Below are 19,445 nucleotides of genomic sequence, written 5' to 3' on the forward strand. Positions count from 1 at the left end.
CTGAGCTTAACGTCTGTTTTAACTGAAACGCCGCATTCTACACTACAACGCTAAGGCGAGGAAATGTTCATAGTGTAAGGAGAGCGGGAACTGGAAAACGCCTCGCTTTTTTCCTGTAAAACACCGCAACGCAGGAAAAGCGCATGCTTATCGGGACAACAACCCAACGCGGCAGGTGTACCGTTGGGCAAAACGTTTACTGGCGCGTTTCGATTGAGGTAGTTTCGACGCGAACAAGGTCCGGCGGGAGGGCAACGTTTAAAATCACCGGCTGCCAGGCGTCGCGCTCCGCCAGTTTTCGGGAATAGCCGCGGGCAACCAGAAAACCGCCCACGCCGCCCAGCACGGCCCCGCTTAATGCGGCAAGGTCAGATCCAAACAGCATCTGAAAAAGCGCCGCACAAAGAAATAGCCCCGCTAAAGGCGACATATAGACCAGCAATGCCGAACCTAAAAGGCTTTTTTCGGCGATGCCCAATTCGACTTTCTGCCCCGGCGCCAGCGGCTCCGCGCTTGGCACAACAATGGTATGCGTGGTTTGCGGCCCTAATTTATTCAGCACGCGACTGCCGCATCCCGCACGGGAGGCGCAGCTGCTGCATGACGCTTTAACGTCGCAGCTCACCACCGCCTGACCATTCTGCCAGGAGACAACGGTTGCCCACTCTTTAATCATTGTACTGCCCTGAATTTGATACTGTCGGCAATGCGCTTCGCCGTTTGCGGCGGAAGCTCGCCGACAATGGTGATTTCCGCGTTGTCGCGAACGCTGCTATAAACCGTTCGGCGCCCGGTACGCAGCATCTGATCGCTGCTGTTTTGCGTCGCCCGGTTCACATTGACGGAAAAGCTAAACAGACCGTCAGAATAAAGCCGCGATTCGATAGGCAGGTTATCCATCGTCGGCAACGGACGACGGCTGCTGGAAACTTCGCTAAAGCCTTGCGGCACCCAGGATGGACTCCAGTTAAATTTCGTTTTTTCGCCACCGGGAACAGAAAGCAGCGGCGGCAGATTCGCCTTCGCCAGCGCCTGCATGTTGCTGCCGATATCCTGACTCACCGTGAACGCAATAACGCGGAACTGCTCCAGCGTCTCGCCATCGCGATCCAGAAGATCAACGCGCATCGGTAGTTTGGTGTCCATGTCCATCCAGACGATATAGCTGTAACGCGTACCATCGCGCGCCACAACGCGGATAACTTCGCACAATCTGTCTGCGATACGGGTGCGTCCGACAGAAATAAAGTCGTAGTAAGGCGCCAGGCGCTTGAAGTCGGTGTAAATCAGGGAAGGCAGAGAATCGACAATATAATCACCGTTCAGGGTGAACGGCTCAAGGCCCGGTTCAAAATAACTGATTTCATTACCACGCTGTACGACCTCCCGGCGGGGACCGTCCAACTGTAGCAATTGCGCAAGCGGGCGACTATCCAGGCGTGCGTGTCGATAACGTAGAGATTCAACGCCTTGTTTCGTGATGCTGACGAATGACAGCTCGTAATTCAGTGACTGACTGGCGATGTTCATCTGCTGCAATAACGCCCCGGACGCAGGGTCGGCCGAGGCGTTTACTGAGAAGAACAGGCTAGCCGCCACAAGGGACATGGCAAACCAAAGTTGCTTCATTACTGCGATTGCGTTCCTAAAGTTTGGATTCCTGGCACCTGTACCGCGGCTTGCTGGGTTTGCGCCTGCTCAAACTGAAGCTGTTCGGAGTGCAGTCGGCGCTGCAGTTCATAGTCCTGCAACATGGCATTAATGCGACGACGCTGCTCCTGTACCTGCTGTTGCTGACTGCCGACAGGCGCTGCTTCAGAAGGCACTCCCAGACTTACCGGGCTGGCTTTCCCCATCATAGGCAGGGTATTGAAAACCGGCGTTTCAGGTTGTTGGGATGTTTCAGATTGCCCATTATAGTGCTGGACACCGACGATAACTGCAAGTGAAACGCACGCCGCCACGCCCATTTGGGTAAGCTGCGCCGCCCACGGACGCACTTTTTTCCAGAACGGCATTTTCTGCCATTGCTGCGGAGCGGGTTGGGCCTCAGGGATTAATGGCGACACCTGACGTACTGGCTCGTTTTCAATAGCGGCCATCACGCGAGCGGATATATCGAAATGGAGAACGTCAGGCGTATCCCCCCGCATTGAATCGCGGATCAGGTGATAACTCTCCCAGGTTTTCTGCATTTCCGGGTCGTGCGTAAGCGCTTTGAGCAGCTCACTATCCAACGTTTCGCCATCCATCAAAGCGGAAAGTTTTTCTTTCTGCATGCCTAATACCTTTTCCAGTATCCCGCTATCGTCAACGCCTGATAAGCGGTTGAACTTTATTATCAATAGCTTCCCGCGCCCGGAAGATACGTGAACGCACCGTCCCCACCGGACAATCCATGATAGCCGCTATCTCTTCATAGCTCAGGCCATCCAGCTCCCGTAAGGTGATTGCCATACGTAAATCTTCCGGGAGGGACTCAATAGTTCGGAAAACTATCTGTCTCAGTTCTTCTGACAACATTAAGTTCTCAGGGTTCGAAATTTCTTTCAGCGCGCCGCCGCTTTCAAAGTTTTCTGCTTCAATCGCGTCTACATCACTGGAAGGCGGACGACGCCCCTGCGCAACCAGGTAGTTCTTCGCGGTATTGACCGCAATGCGATACAACCAGGTATAAAAAGCGCTATCCCCCCGGAAAGAATCCAGCGCGCGATAGGCCTTAATAAATGATTCCTGTACGACATCGGGAACGTCGCCCGATGGCACATAGCGGGAAACCAGACTCGCCACTTTATGCTGGTAGCGCACTACCAGTAAGTTAAAGGCTTTCTGATCTCCCTTCTGGACCCGTTCAACCAGGACCTGGTCCGTTAACTGCTCGCTCATCCGAGGTAATGTCTCCCCAAACCAAATTTCCACGCGCTTTCGAAACGCCACTCCATAAGCCGCACTATGAGCAAGCAACAGGTTAGAGTGTCTATGTTTCGTAAAGTTCCGTTACGCATTTGTTTTTGTTTGTCATGTTGTAGACAGGTCTTATCTTCCATTATAAGTCTACAGATGCTGAACAACGCACTATCTGTACAGAAATGCCCATTTCGTCGTTTGCAGAGTAACCTAACAGCATCTTTATTTCACTACAAAATCCGACGCTAACACCCTGCCCTATAAAATATTTTTTGCCGTTTATCTCTCGCCGTATTTTTATTTTATGTTTAATAAGCACAACACCAGCGAAATCATCACGTGCTTTTTAGCGCCATATAGTGCTAATCTGCCGCAACCGTGTTTAGTAAATTAAACAAAAACCATGATGACAACTCCTGAACTGTCCTGTGATGTGTTAATTATCGGCAGCGGCGCGGCCGGACTCTCGCTGGCGCTGCGTCTGGCTGAAAAACATAAGGTTATCGTCCTGAGTAAAGGGCCGGTGAGCGAGGGCTCCACGTTTTATGCGCAGGGCGGTATTGCCGCCGTGTTTGATGAAACCGACAGTATTGCGTCGCATGTCGAAGATACGCTGATTGCCGGCGCCGGAATTTGCGATCGCCACGCGGTGGAGTTTGTCGCCAGCAACGCTCGTACCTGCGTGCAGTGGCTTATCGATCAGGGCGTGCTGTTTGATACGCATGTCCAGCCAAACGGCAAGGAGAGCTATCATCTCACGCGTGAAGGCGGCCATAGCCATCGCCGTATCCTTCATGCCGCTGACGCTACCGGAAAGGAAGTCGAAACCACGTTGGTCAGTCGGGCGCAAAATCATCCTAATATTCAGGTGCTGGAACGCAGCAACGCCGTTGATTTAATTATCTCCGATAAAATGGGTCTGCCAGGGCCTCGCCGGGTCGTCGGCGCCTGGATCTGGAATCGCAATAAAGAGTGGGTTGAAACCTGTCATGCGAAGTCGGTGGTGCTGGCGACCGGCGGCGCCTCAAAGGTTTATCAATACACCACTAACCCGGATATTTCCTCCGGCGACGGTATCGCGATGGCCTGGCGCGCAGGCTGTCGGGTCGCTAATCTGGAATTTAACCAGTTTCATCCCACCGCCCTTTATCACCCGCAGGCGCGTAATTTTCTCCTTACCGAAGCGCTGCGCGGCGAAGGCGCATACCTTAAACGTCCGGACGGTTCACGGTTTATGCCGGACGTTGACGAACGCGGCGAACTGGCGCCGCGCGATATTGTCGCCCGCGCTATTGACCATGAGATGAAACGACTCGGCGCAGACTGTATGTTTCTCGATATCAGCCACAAGCTTGACGATTTTGTCCGCCAGCACTTCCCGATGATCTATGCGAAACTGCTCGATTTGGGGATGGATTTAACCAAAGAACCGATTCCCGTTGTTCCTGCCGCGCACTATACCTGCGGCGGCGTGGTTGTCGATGATTATGGTCGTACCGATGTAGACGGCTTATATGCCATTGGCGAAGTCAGTTACACCGGCCTGCACGGCGCTAACCGTATGGCGTCCAACTCGTTGCTGGAATGCTTAGTGTACGGCTGGTCCGCAGCAATGGATATCGACAGGCGAATGCCTTCTGTCCACAGCGTTGACGTCCTTCCCGCCTGGGATGAAAGCCGCGTGGAGAACGCCGATGAGCGGGTGGTGATTCAGCATAACTGGCATGAACTGCGCCTGCTGATGTGGGACTATGTGGGCATTGTGCGCACGACGAAACGGCTGGAGCGCGCCCTACGGCGTATTACTATGTTGCAACAAGAGATTGACGAATATTACGCCAACTTTCGCGTCTCGAATAATTTACTGGAGCTGCGCAATCTGGTGCAAGTGGCCGAACTGATTGTGCGTTGCGCGATGATGCGTAAAGAGAGCCGGGGGCTGCACTTTACGCTGGATTATCCGCAACAACTGGCTGAATCAGGCCCATCGATCCTTTCGCCGTTAACGCCTCACATAAACAGATAAAATGCCTGGGTCAGCGCCGTATAACTTTCAGAATAATGCTGGTCTGACCCGCGAATTACTAATCTGTCGCTAAAGCACTCTCCGGCTTGTGGGGAGAATGCGAGCAAAACCCGGTGCGGCAAGCGCGCTTCGTTTTCCGCAACGTCAGTACGTAATCGCAAATGCCATCCCATGTTGAGCGCTTGCTGTGTAAAAGCGTTACCTATTTGTTCCGGCAAGACTACGCAAAAAAAGCCGTCTTCGGTAATACAATCCGCCGCAATAGCCAATAACGTCTGGTGATCCAGCGTAGCGGTGTAACGCGCCTGCTCCCGCTGCGGCGTGGCGCATTCCACACCGGGTTCGTAATAAGGCGGGTTGCTGATAATAAGATCAAAGCGTACCGTCTGGCGAGGCGCCCAACGCTGAATATCGTCAGTATGCACCGTTATTCGATGCGGCCAGGGAGAGTGAGCAACGTTTTCCTGCGCTTGCATGGCAGCCCCGGCATCCAGTTCCACGGCGTCAATAGGCACATTGTCATCCGTCCGCTGCGCCAGCATTAACGCCAGTAGACCGCTTCCAGTACCGATATCCAGAATTCGCTTTACATCCGCGACCGGTGCCCACGCCCCGAGTAAAATACCGTCAGTTCCCACTTTCATCGCACACCGATCGTGTGCGACAAAAAACTGTTTAAACGTAAATCCGTTACGACGAAGAACGGAGCCAGACTGAGACATGTAAAAACAACCTTGCAAAAAACGGCGACAGCGCCGGGTGAAAACAATACCTGAGAAGGGATATCCATACAAACAGATGAAGATTGTGGCCGTAACGTCTATAATCAGCGCCCCACACAGAGGTAGAACATGACTGTAACGACTTTTTCCGAACTTGAACTCGACGAAAGCCTGCTGGATGCCCTCCAGGATAAAGGTTTCACTCGCCCGACCGCCATTCAGGCTGCCGCCATTCCGCCTGCGCTCGATGGCCGTGATGTACTCGGTTCTGCGCCGACAGGCACCGGTAAAACGGCGGCATATCTGCTGCCGGCGTTGCAGCACCTGCTCGACTTTCCGCGTAAAAAATCGGGGCCGCCGCGTATTCTGATCCTGACGCCAACCCGCGAACTGGCAATGCAGGTTGCCGATCACGCTCGTGAACTGGCTAAGCATACTCATCTGGATATCGCCACGATTACCGGCGGCGTGGCCTATATGAACCATGCTGAAGTGTTTAGCGAAAACCAGGATATCGTGGTCGCCACAACGGGCCGTCTGCTGCAATATATAAAAGAAGAGAACTTTGACTGCCGGGCGGTTGAAACACTGATTCTTGACGAAGCTGACCGGATGCTCGACATGGGCTTCGCTCAGGACATTGAACATATCGCTGGTGAGACCCGCTGGCGTAAACAGACGATGCTGTTCTCCGCCACGCTGGAAGGCGATGCGATTAAAGATTTTGCCGAGCGCCTGCTGGAAGACCCGGTTGAGGTTTCCGCCAATCCGTCAACCCGCGAGCGTAAGAAAATTCACCAGTGGTACTACCGTGCCGACAATTTCGAACATAAAGTTGCGCTGTTGAAGCACCTGCTAAAACAAGACGATGCAACCCGTTCTATCGTGTTTGTACGTAAACGTGAACGCGTCCATGAACTGGCTGAAACGCTGCGTCTGGCAGGGATCAACAATTGCTATCTTGAAGGCGAGATGGCGCAGATCAAACGTAACGAAGGTATTAAGCGTCTCACCGACGGTCGCGTTAACGTGCTGGTCGCGACCGACGTCGCGGCACGCGGGATTGATATTCCTGACGTTAGCCACGTCATTAACTTCGACATGCCGCGCAGTGGCGATACCTATCTGCATCGCATTGGTCGTACAGGCCGTGCTGGCCGCAAAGGCACTGCAATCTCGCTGGTAGAAGCCCACGACCATCTGTTGCTGCTGAAAATCGGTCGCTACATCGAAGAGCCGCTAAAAGCGCGCGTCATTGATGAGCTTCGCCCGACCACGCGTGCGCCCAGCGAAAAGCTGACCGGCAAACCGTCGAAAAAAGTGCTGGCGAAACGCGCCGAGAAGAAAAAAGAGAAAGAAAAAGAGAAGCCGCGTGTGAAGAAACGTCACCGCGATACAAAAAATATCGGTAAGCGCCGCAAGCCAAGCGGTACGAAAATGCAGGAGCAATCCAGCGAAGAGTGATGATACTGCCGGGTTCCTTAACCCGGCATTTTTTTATCTTCCACGGTAAAACACGCCTCCATACACTGCATAAATATCTGCATTGCCGGGCTGACCGCTTTCCCGGCATGATGGGCGCACAGCGCCATGATCGATAGCGACGGCGCGCCAAACGGCAGCTCTTTCAACTGACCGGTACTAAGTTCTCGTTCAACGGTAAAACGTGGTAAAAAGCTGATGCCCAGGTTAGCAGCCACACACTGTTTAATGCTTTCAATACTCCACAGTTCAATGGTGTTTTCCAGCGTAATCCGCCTCTGCCGTAGCGTACTTTCAAACAGCTGGCGGAAGACACATTGCGGTTCATTGATGATGAAGCTACAGGGAATATGCTGATCTGGCTGCGTAAAATCAGCATCCTGTAGCAGTGGAGAGGCCACCAGCGCCAGCGACTGCTCCCCCAGTTGCTGCATCGTGAGCGCATCATCATTACCTACGCGATAAAAAACGCCCAGATCGACCTCGTCATTCAGCAACGCATCACGTATTACATAGCAATTCAGCGACTGTAGCGACAATCTGACATTCGGCGCTCGCAGCTTAAATCGTTGTAAAACCTGCGGCATTTTGTACGCCAGTAAGGTTTCACCTGTCGCCACGCGCAGCTCTCCGCCGGGTTCCGCATCCTGTCTTGCGGCTTCACGAATCGACTCCATCACACGCGTCAGTTCATGGATATGCGGCATCAGCTTTTTCCCCTCATTGGTCAGGCACATTCGGCGCCCTATTTTCTCGAACAGTTGCAGGGAAAACTCACGTTCAAGCTGTTGAATATGAAAAGTTACCGTCGACTGAGTACAGCACAGCTTTTGCGAAGCCCGCAGAAACGAGCCCTCTTCCACTACCGTTTTCAGCGTAATAAACCGACGCAGATCCATAACCACCAACCTATCGAAAATCTCGAATTCAGAATTAAAAAACATTCATTTTTTTAAATATTTCATATCGGGTACTGTCTGCTAAAACAGAGGAGATGACAAGTGACACCGATGCTTTTAAGCGCTTTCTGGACTTATACATTAATCACCGCCCTTACCCCCGGCCCAAACAATATTCTCGCGCTTAGCGCAGCAACTGCACATGGTTTTCGGCAGAGTATTCGTGTACTGGCAGGTATGAGTCTGGGATTTTTGGTCGTCATGCTGCTGTGCGCCGGGATCGCGTTTTCCCTTGCGGTTATCGATCCGGCAATCATTCATTTACTCAGTTGGGTGGGGGCTGCGTATATCCTGTGGCTGGCGTGGAAAATTGCCACCAGTCCAGCGGCGGATGAAAACGCCAGACCAAAACCGGTTGGCTTTTGGGTAAGCTTTGGCCTGCAGTTTGTGAACGTCAAAATTATTCTGTACGGCATTACCGCTCTGTCTACATTTGTTTTACCGCAAACGCAGGCGCTGAACTGGGTCATCGGCGTCAGTATATTGCTGGCATTGATCGGCACGTTCGGTAATGTGTGTTGGGCGCTGGCGGGACATCTGTTTCAGCGGGCGTTTCGCCATTATGGTCGCCAGTTAAATATCATTCTGGCATTACTGCTGGTGTACTGCGCGGTGCGGATTTTTTACTGACCCAAATAAAATAAAAGCGGAAAAGGCCCGGCCTCTTCCGCTTGTTATTACCGGATAAGCCTTACAGGCTTTCGGTAAAGGTACGAGCGATAACGTCGCGCTGCTGTTCCGGCGTCAGGGAGTTAAAACGCACCGCATAACCAGAAACACGAATAGTCAGCTGCGGGTATTTTTCCGGATGCTTAACCGCGTCTTCCAGAGTTTCACGACGCAGAACGTTAACGTTCAGATGCTGACCGCCTTCAACGCGTACTTCCGGTTTAACTTCCATCGGAATTTCACGGTATTCAATCTCGCCCAGTTTGCTGACAGCCACGACTTCATCTTCAGCAAAGCCGGATTTTGCAACGATGCAGCGCGCTTCGCCTTTTTCGCTGTCCAGCAGCCAGAAGGAATTCAGCAGGTCGTCGTTAGCGGCTTTAGTAATCTGGATACCTGTAATCATGTGATGCCTCCCCAGGCAAAATTATTTGATTTCGGTCGGCCTAATCCCGGCCAATTGGTAAAACCATTGTTGCTTGAGTGTATATATACCCTTCGATCACCCTTCATTCTTTGATTTAAATCAATAAAAACCACACCATAAAAAGGGTGATGAAGGGAATTTATTGTTTTACATCAACTTACACCATTCAGACCTATAAACTTTTTACATAAATTTTCAACTATCTTTTGTAGGTAACCGTTTTTGTAGCACGCAGGATTTTGCACTGCAGAAAGAAGCAGTTAAGCTAAGGGAACTGGAAATTCGCAGGAGAGCGAGATGGCGACTGAGTTAACCTGGCACGATGTGCTGGCTGATGAGAAACAGCAACCTTACTTTATCAATACGCTTCACACTGTTGCTGGCGAGCGTCAGTCGGGTATCACGGTCTACCCGCCGCAAAAAGATGTGTTTAACGCCTTTCGTTTCACGGAACTGGGCGACGTTAAGGTGGTGATCCTGGGACAAGATCCTTACCACGGCCCCGGCCAGGCACATGGTCTGGCGTTTTCCGTGCGTCCTGGGATCGCTCCCCCGCCGTCATTAGTGAATATGTACAAAGAGCTGGAAGCCTCCATTCCCGGCTTTGTTCGCCCCGCGCACGGTTATCTGGAAAGCTGGGCGCGCCAGGGCGTACTGTTACTGAATACGGTGCTCACGGTACGGGCAGGCCAGGCGCACTCTCATGCCAGCCTGGGGTGGGAAACTTTTACGGATAAAGTGATAAGCCTGATTAACCAACACCGCGAAGGGGTCGTCTTCTTGCTGTGGGGCTCGCACGCCCAGAAGAAAGGCGCGATTATTGATCCACAGCGCCACCATATTCTGAAAGCTCCGCATCCCTCGCCACTCTCTGCGCACCGCGGATTTTTTGGCTGTAACCATTTTGCGCTAACGAACCAATGGCTGGAACAACACGGCGAGAAAACTATCGACTGGACGCCAGTATTACCGGCTGAGAGTGAATAACGTTGGCGACTCGCCGTTTTATCGCCCGGATAACGGCGCGAAAGCGCCTTGTCTGACCGGGCGGTAGGAAGTACATCATTGGCCCGGCGCGCGTTGCGTCACCGGGCTGCAGCCCTTACGCTTTATTCTGTCGCCACCACTCGGCGAGGAGTACGCCTGTCGCAACCGACACATTCAGGCTTTCCACGTTCCCGGTGCCGTTAATTTTCACGCACAGATCGCCGGGTTCGCGCGCCGCTTCCGGCAGGAAGTCATATTCACGGCCTAAGACCAGCACCATCTTTTCCGGCAGGGTCGTACTAAAGAGCGCCTGACCGCGATCGCTGGACGTCGTCACCACGGTGTACCCCGCCTGACGAAAATCATCCAGTACGTCAACAATGCTTTCACCAGTGATCGGCTGGACATGCTCCGCCCCGCCTTCCGCGGTACGAATCGCCGCGCCGGACTCCAGCAACGCCGCATCCTGTACCACCACGCCCTTCACGCCGAAGTGCGCGCAGCTACGCATCATGCCGCCCAGATTATGCGGGTTAGCGACATCTTCCAACGCCAGCACGCAGTCTTGATCCGCCGCCTGCTTTACCCATTGCTTAACGGTCGTACCGTTACGCTTTTTAATCAGGAAACACACGCCGCCGTGGTGCTCAGTCCCGGAAGCTTTTGCCAGTTCGGCTTCATCCACCACATGGTAGGCTTTACGATTCGCCGCCATCCAGCGCAGCGCCTCTTTAAAACGCGGGGTCACGCTTTGGATAAACCATGCGCGCACGATGGCGTCAGGACGGCTCTGGAATAGCGCCTGGCAGGCATTTTCGCCGTAGACGCGCGTCTCTTCCGCACGCTGGCGACGCAAAACTTCAGGGTCGATAAAACTTTTACCGCTAATACCACCATGATCGACTTTCTCAGGCGTTTCATCGCCTGGCGCACGGGACACGGTGCGCCACGGCGAAGTTTCATGTTTACGGTCACGGCTCTGATTATTTCGCTCATCACGGGCGGGGCGACGTCCACCGTCAGTGCGAGACTTTGCTGGGCGGCCTCCCCCTTTCCCGGTACGCGGGTTATGGGTGCGTTTATCAGAGTCATCATCACTACGGACATACATCACTTTGACTTTGCCGCTTTTGTTTTTTAATTCATCGTTCATGCTTTTCTCCACCAGCGCTGCGCGAAGCGCGAAGATTACCCGATGTGCATCCGGTTAGCCATGATTTCGTTTAAAAGCTTGCGACTATTGTACTCATTGAATAAAACACATTGTTGTTTAGCACAGACTCCTCGATAATATGTAACATTATAGAAACATCCCGCGCGTAGCGGGACGTCTTCCGACGTATTCAGAGGTTAGCTATGAACACCGTTTGTACCCATTGTCAGGCCATTAACCGCATCCCCGACGATCGGCTTCAGGACGCGGCAAAATGTGGACGCTGCGGTCATGAGTTGTTTGACGGAGAAGTCATTAATGCGACCGGCGAAACGCTGGACAAACTGTTGAAGGACGATCTTCCAGTGGTGATCGACTTTTGGGCACCCTGGTGCGGCCCTTGCCGTAACTTTGCACCAATCTTCGAGGATGTCGCAGAAGAGCGCAGCGGTAAAGTCCGTTTCGTCAAAGTAAATACCGAGGCGGAACGGGAACTCAGCGCCCGTTTCGGTATTCGCAGCATCCCGACGATTATGATTTTTAAACATGGACAGGTGGTCGATATGCTTAATGGCGCAGTGCCTAAAGCGCCTTTCGACAGCTGGCTGAACGAAGCGCTGTAAACGCCACGGGGCGCATCTTGTGCCCCGTTTTCACCTCTGCCACAATAGCGTTTTTCTCCGCAAACGCTTTCTATGACCAATAACGCTGTCCTTCAGTTACGCGCCGAACGGCTTGCGCGCGCTACACGCCCTTTTCTTGCCAGAGGCAATCGGGTTCGCCGCTGTCAACGCTGCCTGCTGCCGCTAAAATCTTGCCTGTGTGATACGTTAACGCCTTCTCAGGCGAAAAGCCGTTTTTGTCTGGTCATGTTTGACACTGAACCGATGAAACCCAGCAATACCGGCCGGCTGATAGCCGATATTTTGCCGGATACCGCGGCGTTTCAGTGGTCGCGTACCGAGCCGCCGCAGGCGTTGCTGGAGCTGGTACGGCATCCGGATTATCAGCCGATAGTGGTCTTTCCTGCGTCCTACGCCGGCGAAGCGCGCGAGGTCATTTCCACCCCGCCCGCCGGGAAACCGCCGCTGTTTATTATGCTGGACGGCACCTGGCCCGAAGCACGTAAAATGTTTCGTAAAAGCCCTTATCTGGATCATCTGCCGGTCATTTCCGTCGATTTATCGCGTCTTTCAGCTTATCGTCTGCGTGAAATCCATGCCGAAGGGCAATATTGTACCGCCGAAGTCGCCATAGCGTTGTTAGATCTGGCGGGAGATACCGAGGCGGCAACCAGTTTAGGTGAACATTTTACCCGTTTTAAAACGCGCTATCTGGCAGGAAAAACGCAACATCCGGGAAACGTCACAGCATAAAATAGCGAAAGCGTTTAAAATTATCCGGTCACTTCTGTGTAAGGGAAACCGGTATGAGCCAGCAAGGACTGGAAGCGCTACTGCGACCAAAATCGATCGCGGTGATTGGCGCATCAATGAAGCCCCACCGCGCGGGTTACCTGATGATGCGTAACTTGTTGGCGGGCGGATTCAATGGCCCCGTCCTTCCCGTGACGCCCGCCTGGAAAGCCGTTTTAGGCGTCATGGCCTGGCCGGATATCGCCAGTCTTCCTTTCACCCCCGATCTGGCTATTTTATGCACTAACGCCAGCCGTAACCTGGCGTTAGTGGACGCGCTTGGCGCGAAAGGGTGTAAAACGTGCATTATCCTTTCTGCTCCCACGTCGCAACATGAAGAACTTCTTGCCTGTGCCCGGCATTATAAAATGCGTCTGCTGGGTCCAAACAGTCTTGGGCTCCTCGCGCCGTGGCAAGGGCTGAATGCCAGCTTTTCTCCCGTCCCGATTAAACAGGGCAAGCTCGCTTTTATTTCCCAGTCTGCCGCCGTTTCCAATACTATTCTTGACTGGGCGCAACAGCGTGAAATGGGCTTTTCCTACTTTATCGCGCTGGGCGATAGCCTGGATATTGATGTCGATGAACTACTGGACTATCTGGCGCGCGATAGCAAGACCAGCGCAATTTTGCTCTATCTGGAACAGTTAAGCGACGCCCGCCGTTTTGTTTCCGCCGCCCGTAGCGCTTCACGTAACAAACCGATTCTGGTGATTAAAAGCGGCCGAAGCCCGGCAGCCCAGCGTTTACTTAATACCAGCGCGGGAATGGACCCTGCGTGGGATGCGGCCATCCAGCGCGCAGGCCTGCTGCGAGTCCAGGATACGCACGAGCTTTTTTCCGCCGTCGAAACACTAAGCCATATGCGTCCGCTACGCGGCGACAGACTGATGATCATCAGCAATGGCGCCGCGCCTGCCGCGCTGGCGTTAGATGAGTTGTGGTCGCGTAACGGCAAACTGGCGACGTTGAGCGAAGAGACCTGCCTGCAATTACGGCAGGCGCTTCCCGCGCACATTGATATTGCCAATCCGCTGGATCTGTGTGATGACGCCAGCAGCGAACATTACGTCAAAACGCTGGATATCCTGCTCGCCAGTCAGGATTTTGACGCGCTTATGGTTATCCACTCTCCCAGCGCTGCCGCGCCGGGTACGGAAAGCGCCCATGCCCTGATCGAGACGATTAAGCGCCACCCCAGAGGCAAGTTTGTTACGCTGCTGACAAACTGGTGCGGCGAGTTCTCGTCTCAGGAAGCAAGACGGCTATTCAGCGAAGCCGGATTACCAACCTACCGCACGCCGGAAGGCACGATTACCGCGTTTATGCATATGGTGGAATACCGGCGTAACCAGAAGCAACTGCGGGAAACGCCAGCGTTGCCGAGTAACCTGACGTCCAATACCGCTGAGGCGCATAATCTGTTACAGCGGGCGATTGCGGAAGGCGCCACCTCACTGGATACCCATGAGGTACAGCCGATTTTACACGCCTATGGGCTGCATACGCTCCCAACCTGGATTGCCAGCGACAGCGCTGAAGCGGTGCATATCGCCGAACAGATAGGCTATCCGGTAGCTCTCAAGCTGCGCTCGCCCGACATTCCGCATAAATCTGAAGTTCAGGGGGTCATGCTTTACCTGCGGACCGCAAGCGAGGTACAACAGGCCGCAAACGCCATTTTCGATCGTGTAAAGATGGCCTGGCCGCAGGCGCGGATTCACGGTTTGCTGGTACAAAGCATGGCTAACCGCGCCGGCGCGCAGGAGCTTCGTGTGGTGGTCGAGCACGATCCGGTGTTTGGTCCTTTGATTATGTTGGGTGAAGGCGGTGTAGAGTGGCGTCCGGAAGAGCAGGCGGTCGTCGCGCTGCCGCCGCTCAACATGAATCTGGCGCGCTATCTGGTGATTCAGGGCATTAAACAGCGGAAAATTCGCGCCCGTAGCGCGCTGCGTCCGCTGGATATTGTCGGTTTAAGCCAGTTGCTGGTCCAGGTTTCAAACCTGATTGTCGATTGCCCGGAAATTCAGCGTCTGGATATCCATCCGCTGCTGGCTTCCGCCAGTGAGTTTACCGCGCTGGATGTGACGCTGGATATTGCCCCGTTTGATGGCGATAACGAAAGTCGACTTGCGGTACGCCCCTATCCCCACCAGCTTGAAGAGTGGGTGGAGATGAAAAACGGCGATCGCTGCCTGTTCCGTCCGATCCTGCCGGAAGATGAGCCCCAACTGCGACAATTCATCGCCCAGGTCACCAAAGAGGATCTTTACTACCGTTATTTCAGCGAGATCAACGAATTCACCCATGAAGATTTAGCCAACATGACGCAGATCGACTACGATCGAGAAATGGCCTTTGTGGCCGTGAGGCGGATGGACAACGCTGAAGAGATCCTCGGCGTAACGCGCGCGATCTCCGATCCTGACAACGTAGATGCCGAATTTGCCGTATTGGTGCGTTCAGATCTCAAAGGGTTGGGTTTAGGACGCCGTTTAATGGAGAAATTGATTGCCTATACTCGCGATCACGGATTGAAGCGGCTGAACGGTATTACGATGCCGAACAATCGCGGCATGGTCGCGTTGGCCAGAAAACTGGGATTTCAGGTCGATATCCAGCTCGAAGAGGGCATCGTGGGATTGACGCTGAATCTGGCCAAATGTGATGAATCATGAGTAATGTACTGGAAATGTTGACCACTTTAACGGGTACTGATGTTATTATTGCTCGCTTATGTCGTCTGCATAGCACAGAGGACCCTTCAATGAACAGAGAAGAAATGCACTGTGATGTTGTCAAAATTTAAGCGTAATAAACATCAACAACACCTTGCCCAACTCCCTAAGATTTCTCAGTCAGTTGATGATGTAGATTTCTTTTATACTCCTGCTACTTTTCGGGAGACACTGCTGGAGAAAATCGCCAGCGCGACGCAGCGTATTTGTATCGTTGCCCTGTATCTGGAACAGGACGATGGGGGTAAAGGTATACTCGACGCGCTCTATGCGGCTAAACGGCAGCGTCCTGAACTGGACGTGAGGGTGCTGGTCGACTGGCATCGCGCGCAACGCGGGCGCATTGGCGCAGCAGCCTCGAATACCAATGCAGACTGGTATTGCCGACTGGCGCAGGAAAACCCCGGCATTGATGTCCCGGTTTACGGCGTACCGATTAATACGCGAGAAGCGCTTGGCGTACTGCATTTTAAAGGCTTTATCATTGATGATAGCGTCCTGTACAGCGGCGCCAGCCTGAACGATGTCTATCTCCATCAGCATGACAAATATCGCTACGATCGCTACCAGCTGATTCGCAATCGGCAAATGGCAGACATCATGTTTGACTGGGTGACGCAAAATCTGATGAATGGCCGTGGTGTGAATCGTCTGGATAATACCCAGCGTCCGAAAAGCCCGGAGATTAAAAACGATATCCGCTTATACCGTCAGGAGCTGCGTGATGCGTCATATCATTTTCAGGGTGACGCTAATGACGAGCAACTCTCCGTTACGCCGCTGGTCGGGCTTGGCAAATCCAGTCTGCTGAACAAAACCATTTTCCATCTCATGCCCTGTGCGGAGCATAAGCTCACCATTTGTACCCCTTACTTCAATCTACCAGCGGTACTGGTGCGGAATATTATTCAGCTACTGCGCGACGGAAAGAAAGTCGAAATCATTGTTGGCGATAAAACCGCGAATGATTTTTACATTCCGGAAGATGAACCGTTCAAGATCATTGGCGCGTTACCCTATCTCTATGAGATTAACCTGCGCCGCTTCCTGAGCCGTTTACAGTATTACGTCAATACCGATCAGCTTGTGGTGCGTCTGTGGAAAGATGACGACAATACCTATCATCTGAAAGGGATGTGGGTAGATGATAAATGGATGCTACTCACCGGCAACAACCTGAATCCTCGCGCCTGGCGTCTGGATCTGGAAAACGCCATTCTGATCCACGATCCTAAGCAGGAGCTTGCCCCTCAGCGGGAAAAAGAGCTGGAGCTTATCCGAACGCACACAACCATCGTAAAACATTATCGTGACCTGCAGAGCATTGCCGACTATCCGATAAAAGTGCGTAAATTGATTCGCCGTCTGCGCCGGATCCGCATCGACAGATTAATTAGCCGTATCCTGTAATCGAAGCCCCGTCCTGTACGGGGTTTTCTCTTAGGAGTGACTGGTGCGCGTGTTGATTCCTTTTACGGTGTTGTTTCTCTCCGGGTGCAGCCATCTGGCTAACGACCGCTGGAGCGGTCAGGATAAAGCCCAGCATTTTATGGCATCAGCGATGCTATCGGCAGCCGGTAATGAGTATGCGCGTCGCCAGGGAGTAAGCCCTGACCGCAGCGCAGCGATAGGGCTGATGTTTTCTTTGAGTCTCGGAGCCTCAAAAGAACTCTGGGACAGCCGCCCGGAAGGCAGCGGCTGGAGCTGGAAAGATTTTGTCTGGGATGTCGCTGGCGCGACAACCGGTTACGCTATCTGGCAAATGGCGCAATACTAAAGGCGCAAGCCCTTTCCTTTACGGTGCAACATCAGCGAAACCAGGAAAGCCAGAACGGCCATCGCGGTAACATACCAGAAGAATGAACTCTCCATACCGACAGATTTTAGCGACAGCGCGACATATTCCGCAGAGCCGCCAAATAACGCGTTTGCTACCGCGTAAGATAAACCGACGCCCAGGGCGCGAACCTGCGCCGGAAACATCTCCGCTTTCAGGATCCCGCTAATCGAGGTATAGAAACTCACAATCAATAGCGCGCACATCACTAAAGCAAATGCGGCATAAGGCGACGTCACATTCTGCAACGCGGAGAGAATTGGAACGGTGAAAAGCGTCGCAAGCGCGCCAAAACATAGCATAGAAGTGCGCCTGCCAATCTTATCGGATAACGCGCCGAATAACGGCTGCACCAACATGAAAACACACAGCGCAGCCGTCATAATGCCGCTGGCGACATTGGCATGCATACCTGCTGTATTTACCAGATATTTCTGCATATAGGTGGTGAAGGTATAAAAGCACAGCGAGCCTGCCGCGGTGAAACCAAGCACCATCAAAAAGGCTTTGCGATTACGCCACAAACCTTTCAATGAACCGGCTTCTTTTAACGCGCGAGTCTCATGCTTCGAGGTTTCATCCAGCTGGCGACGTAGCCATAACGCCACAACTGCCAGCACGGCGCCCAGCGCAAAGGGAATACGCCATCCCCAGGCACGAAGCTCAGCATCCTCCAGAACCTGCTGCAAAATCACAACGACCAGCAATGCCAGTAGTTGGCCACCGATAAGCGTAACGTACTGAAACGAGGCGAAAAATCCCTTACGACCTTCAAGCGCAACTTCACTCATATATGTCGCGCTGGTCCCATACTCTCCCCCTACCGAGAGCCCCTGAAATAACCTTGCAATCAGTAGCAGCGCCGGTGCCCAGGTGCCGATGGTATCGTAACCAGGTAAGCAGGCAATCACCAGCGACCCCATGCACATCATGCACACCGAAATCAACATTGAGGCTTTGCGCCCGCGTCGATCGGCAATGCGTCCAAACAGCCAACCACCGATAGGTCGCATTAAAAAACCGGCGGCAAAGACGCCTGCCGTTTGCAAAAGCTGAGTGGTGGTATTACCAGAAGGAAAGAAGATATGTGCAAAATAGAGCGAGCAGAAAGAGTAGACGTAGAAATCAAACCATTCCACTAAGTTTCCGGAAGATGCCCCCACGATAGCCCATATGCGTCGCCGCATCTCCGGAGCCTCAGCGTTGTTTTTATCTATACGCTGAATAATTTCTGCCATACTGTTCTCCTTGTTGCCAGGCTTAATCGGCCTTTTATTTTGGAGATTCAGATTACGCGAGACCAAAAAGTAAATAAAGTGTTAATTATTTGTTTGCTAATTTTTATCCCCACCGTGCCTGATGCTGGCGTTTCCGTTTCAGATAGTCTTCGTCCTGACGAATTTTATCCCACCAACCTTTGAAAACCGTTGCCGCCGCGGCCTTAATAGGATCATTACCCCGTGTATTCAGGCTGCCGTCTTCTGCATACTTTTTACCGCCTTTATAGTTAGCGTATCGCCTGGCGCGGGTGTATCCCATCTGAATAAATTTACGCGCCATGTCCATACCAACGAAATCATCCTGCTGCCGGTAAGCTTCGAACAACTGGTAGATCTGCTCTGCGGATTTCATCGCCGATGCTTCATCTTTATAGCGCCAGAAAGGAAGAATTTCGCTTTTGTAGGGTTCAACCAGTAGCACCCCCTGCTCGCCTCGTCCAACCTGATACAATTCAGGCTGCTGGCGGAAGTCGATGCTGGAAAAGTCTTGCTGGTAGTTAAAAGGTTTGATAGCCAATGAAAATCCTCACTGCTTATATAAGCACGTGTAAAGGATAGTTCATCGTTAACGATTGGGTGGGTTGTGCTCTTATCAGTTCTACAAGAGCACCAGCTTCGTAGGCAGGATAATTCCTGTAGGCCGGATAAGGCGGAGCCGCCATCCGGCGGTGCAGGTTGCCTGATGGCGCTGCGCTTATCAGGCCTACGGTTTTACAGTTACCACACACGCAAAAAAGCCCATCCGTCAGGATGGGCTTCTTCACTTATTTGATGCCTGGCAGTTTATGGCGGGCGTCCTGCCCGCCACCCTCCGGGCCGTTGCTGCGCAACGTTCAAATCCGCTCC

At 52.9% G+C, this 19,445-nt stretch carries 20 protein-coding genes; 9 read left to right on the top strand and 11 right to left on the bottom strand.

Annotated features, from left to right (window positions below; all coding sequences use genetic code 11):
- Positions 1 to 196: 196 nt before the first annotated feature.
- The 5 genes from rseC to rseD are packed head-to-tail and all read right to left on the bottom strand — an operon-like array spanning position 197 to position 3,047.
- Entirely contained in the window at positions 197 to 676 is a 480-nt protein-coding gene (gene rseC / locus NA624_RS19030; RefSeq protein ID WP_000589087.1) for a SoxR-reducing system protein RseC, read from the bottom strand.
- Positions 673 to 1,629, bottom strand: a complete 957-nt coding sequence (rseB, locus tag NA624_RS19035) for a sigma-E factor regulatory protein RseB (protein ID WP_000812021.1) — start codon at positions 1,627 to 1,629, stop codon at positions 673 to 675. The genes rseC and rseB overlap by 4 nt, the downstream gene beginning before the upstream one ends.
- Positions 1,629 to 2,279 carry an anti-sigma-E factor RseA gene (rseA, locus tag NA624_RS19040; protein ID WP_001168374.1) on the bottom strand — a complete coding sequence of 217 codons (651 nt, stop codon included), beginning with the start codon at positions 2,277 to 2,279 and terminating at the stop codon, positions 1,629 to 1,631. Before rseA ends, rseB begins: the two co-directional genes overlap by 1 nt.
- 31 nt (positions 2,280 to 2,310) lie before the next feature.
- Positions 2,311 to 2,886 (bottom strand): RNA polymerase sigma factor RpoE, encoded by a 576-nt coding sequence (gene rpoE / locus NA624_RS19045; RefSeq protein WP_000003307.1) that lies wholly within the window; start codon positions 2,884 to 2,886, stop codon positions 2,311 to 2,313.
- Positions 2,883 to 3,047 (bottom strand): rpoE leader peptide RseD, encoded by a 165-nt coding sequence (gene rseD, locus NA624_RS19050; protein ID WP_014344135.1) that lies wholly within the window; start codon positions 3,045 to 3,047, stop codon positions 2,883 to 2,885. The genes rpoE and rseD overlap by 4 nt, the downstream gene beginning before the upstream one ends.
- A 263-nt stretch (positions 3,048 to 3,310) precedes the next feature.
- Here rseD and nadB point away from each other — a divergent pair, with 263 nt between their 5' ends.
- Positions 3,311 to 4,933, top strand: coding sequence for an L-aspartate oxidase (nadB, locus tag NA624_RS19055; protein ID WP_000989178.1), 1,623 nt, complete (start codon positions 3,311 to 3,313; stop codon positions 4,931 to 4,933).
- Here nadB and trmN read toward each other — a convergent pair.
- Positions 4,918 to 5,655, bottom strand: a complete 738-nt coding sequence (gene trmN, locus NA624_RS19060) for a tRNA(1)(Val) (adenine(37)-N(6))-methyltransferase TrmN (protein WP_000083343.1) — start codon at positions 5,653 to 5,655, stop codon at positions 4,918 to 4,920. The two genes, nadB and trmN, sit on opposite strands and share 16 nt — an antisense overlap.
- Positions 5,656 to 5,784: 129 nt before the next feature.
- Between trmN and srmB the strand changes: the two genes are divergently transcribed.
- Entirely contained in the window at positions 5,785 to 7,119 is a 1,335-nt protein-coding gene (srmB, locus tag NA624_RS19065; RefSeq protein WP_000219174.1) for an ATP-dependent RNA helicase SrmB, read from the top strand.
- Between the two features lie 17 nt (positions 7,120 to 7,136).
- On the opposite strand, the gene NA624_RS19070 is transcribed toward srmB, so the two are convergent.
- Positions 7,137 to 8,036, bottom strand: a complete 900-nt coding sequence (locus NA624_RS19070) for a LysR family transcriptional regulator (RefSeq protein ID WP_000365861.1) — start codon at positions 8,034 to 8,036, stop codon at positions 7,137 to 7,139.
- 102 nt (positions 8,037 to 8,138) lie between these two features.
- Between NA624_RS19070 and eamB the strand changes: the two genes are divergently transcribed.
- A complete protein-coding gene (gene eamB / locus NA624_RS19075) occupies positions 8,139 to 8,726 on the top strand; it encodes a cysteine/O-acetylserine transporter (protein ID WP_000188414.1) in 588 nt (195 codons plus the stop codon).
- Between the two features lie 61 nt (positions 8,727 to 8,787).
- On the opposite strand, the gene grcA is transcribed toward eamB, so the two are convergent.
- Entirely contained in the window at positions 8,788 to 9,171 is a 384-nt protein-coding gene (gene grcA, locus NA624_RS19080) for an autonomous glycyl radical cofactor GrcA (RefSeq protein WP_000627811.1), read from the bottom strand.
- A gap of 318 nt (positions 9,172 to 9,489) precedes the next feature.
- On the opposite strand from grcA, the gene ung reads away from it, so the two are divergent.
- Positions 9,490 to 10,179, top strand: coding sequence for a uracil-DNA glycosylase (gene ung, locus NA624_RS19085; RefSeq protein ID WP_000179978.1), 690 nt, complete (start codon positions 9,490 to 9,492; stop codon positions 10,177 to 10,179).
- A 115-nt stretch (positions 10,180 to 10,294) separates the two neighbouring features.
- On the opposite strand, the gene NA624_RS19090 is transcribed toward ung, so the two are convergent.
- The gene (locus NA624_RS19090) at positions 10,295 to 11,332 is read right to left on the bottom strand and encodes a tRNA/rRNA methyltransferase (RefSeq protein WP_000997366.1); all 1,038 of its coding nucleotides are present in this window, start codon (positions 11,330 to 11,332) and stop codon (positions 10,295 to 10,297) included.
- A gap of 203 nt (positions 11,333 to 11,535) precedes the next feature.
- On the opposite strand from NA624_RS19090, the gene trxC reads away from it, so the two are divergent.
- From trxC to NA624_RS19115, 5 genes are all read left to right on the top strand, one after another.
- Positions 11,536 to 11,955 (top strand): thioredoxin TrxC, encoded by a 420-nt coding sequence (trxC, locus tag NA624_RS19095; protein ID WP_001098732.1) that lies wholly within the window; start codon positions 11,536 to 11,538, stop codon positions 11,953 to 11,955.
- Positions 11,956 to 12,027: 72 nt separating this feature from the next.
- On the top strand, positions 12,028 to 12,708 hold the full coding sequence (tapT, locus tag NA624_RS19100) for a tRNA-uridine aminocarboxypropyltransferase (protein ID WP_000183647.1): 681 nt from the start codon (positions 12,028 to 12,030) through the stop codon (positions 12,706 to 12,708).
- Between the two features lie 53 nt (positions 12,709 to 12,761).
- Positions 12,762 to 15,422, top strand: a complete 2,661-nt coding sequence (pat, locus tag NA624_RS19105; protein WP_000082660.1) for a protein lysine acetyltransferase — start codon at positions 12,762 to 12,764, stop codon at positions 15,420 to 15,422.
- A 114-nt stretch (positions 15,423 to 15,536) separates the two neighbouring features.
- The gene (pssA, locus tag NA624_RS19110; RefSeq protein ID WP_000949286.1) at positions 15,537 to 16,892 is read left to right on the top strand and encodes a CDP-diacylglycerol--serine O-phosphatidyltransferase; all 1,356 of its coding nucleotides are present in this window, start codon (positions 15,537 to 15,539) and stop codon (positions 16,890 to 16,892) included.
- Between the two features lie 43 nt (positions 16,893 to 16,935).
- Entirely contained in the window at positions 16,936 to 17,259 is a 324-nt protein-coding gene (locus NA624_RS19115; RefSeq protein ID WP_001264480.1) for a YfiM family lipoprotein, read from the top strand.
- Here the strand turns inward: NA624_RS19115 and NA624_RS19120 are convergent.
- The gene (locus NA624_RS19120) at positions 17,256 to 18,557 is read right to left on the bottom strand and encodes an MFS transporter (RefSeq protein ID WP_000807814.1); all 1,302 of its coding nucleotides are present in this window, start codon (positions 18,555 to 18,557) and stop codon (positions 17,256 to 17,258) included. The genes NA624_RS19115 and NA624_RS19120 overlap by 4 nt on opposite strands.
- Before the next feature lie 103 nt (positions 18,558 to 18,660).
- Positions 18,661 to 19,116, bottom strand: coding sequence for a DUF4385 domain-containing protein (locus tag NA624_RS19125; protein ID WP_000985653.1), 456 nt, complete (start codon positions 19,114 to 19,116; stop codon positions 18,661 to 18,663).
- Positions 19,117 to 19,445: the final 329 nt, after the last annotated feature.

Origin of the sequence: Salmonella sp. NW38, from assembly GCF_051807745.1 — a bacterium.
GTDB classification, from domain to species: domain Bacteria; phylum Pseudomonadota; class Gammaproteobacteria; order Enterobacterales; family Enterobacteriaceae; genus Salmonella; species Salmonella enterica.